This is a genomic window from Nocardiopsis sp. TNDT3, assembly GCF_003427465.1.
GTDB classification, from domain to species: Bacteria; Actinomycetota; Actinomycetes; order Streptosporangiales; family Streptosporangiaceae; genus Nocardiopsis; species Nocardiopsis dassonvillei.
Map to the genome: position 1 here is coordinate 1 of NZ_QPFC01001430.1, position 1,164 is coordinate 1,164.

Here is a 1,164-nt window from a genome sequence, read left to right on the forward strand (position 1 = left end):
CGTCCGGGGTCAGGTCCAGGGCGTCGCGCAGTTCGTCGGCGCTGTGGGGGTTCTCGGGGTCGAACTCGTTGACCGCGACGACGAAGGGCAGCCGGTACTGGCGCTCGAAGTAGTCCAGCGCCTGGAAGGTGTCCTCCAGGCGGCGGGTGTCGGCCAGGATCACGGCGCCCAGCGCGCCCCGGACCAGGTCGTCCCACATGAACCAGAAGCGCTGCTGGCCCGGGGTCCCGAACAGGAAGAGGGTCAGGTCGGTGTCCAGCGAGATGCGGCCGAAGTCCATCGCGACCGTGGTGCTCGTCTTGTCCGGGGTGTGGGAGAGGTCGTCCACACCCGCGCTGGCGGCGGTGACCGCGGCCTCGGTGCGCACCGGCGGAATCTCCGAGACGGCGCCGACGAACGTGGTCTTGCCGACCCCGAACCCCCCGGCGACGATGATCTTGGTGGACAACGCGGTGGAGGCGTGGACGTTGTTCGTGCTGTTGACTGGATCGATCACAGTTAGTCCTAGCGGGAGTGCCGGGCCAGCGGGGCGGACGGCGCGCACGGTCCGGTCCTCGGGGTACGCGACCCGCCGGGGTCGGTACCGACATGGGAGGCACCGTTCCTGGAACCTAACACCGGATGGTCGGTGGGGAAGGCGTTTTGGCTCAGTGGTGCGGCACGCCACACCGGTCGGCTCGTGGGGTCCGCGGCTCCCGGGCAGAGGAGGAGTCGCGGGAGTGGGGTGGCCGTCGCGTGGCGGTGCGTCCTCCGCCCGAAACCGACCGTGAACAGGTAAGCACACACCTGTACCCCGGAAGGTCGACTTTACGACATTGTGAGCGGTCATTTTCGGCCGCTTTCGGCCGTGCCGATCCCTGTCCGGCGGCATCCGCGGAGTCTACGGTGGAGGCAGGGCCCCCGCACCGGCAAGTGCGGTCGCGGAGAAGACTCCTGGCACGAGGACGCGACCATCCGCGGGAGCCCCGGCGGCGCCCCGGGCACAGGGCCACCCACCGACGTCCCGCTCTTCGACGTCGGTCCGGTCGACACTCCGGTCCGGCGCGTCAGCGCCCCACCGGCCCACAACCGTCCACGTGGGCCGGTGGTGGCCGGACCGCGGTCGGCGGTCCGTCCGTCTGGCCACCCTCCCGACCGGGTTCCCCGTAGACTGGGCCAGCCCTC

The 1,164-nt window shown here is 70.7% G+C and carries 1 protein-coding gene; it reads right to left on the bottom strand.

Translation table 11 applies throughout. The annotated features are described in order from the left end of the window. Positions 1 to 496 (bottom strand): ATP/GTP-binding protein (locus tag DQW06_RS28565; RefSeq protein ID WP_117199646.1); only part of this gene is annotated, 496 nt, incomplete at its 3' end. Between the last annotated feature and the right edge of the window lie 668 nt (positions 497 to 1,164).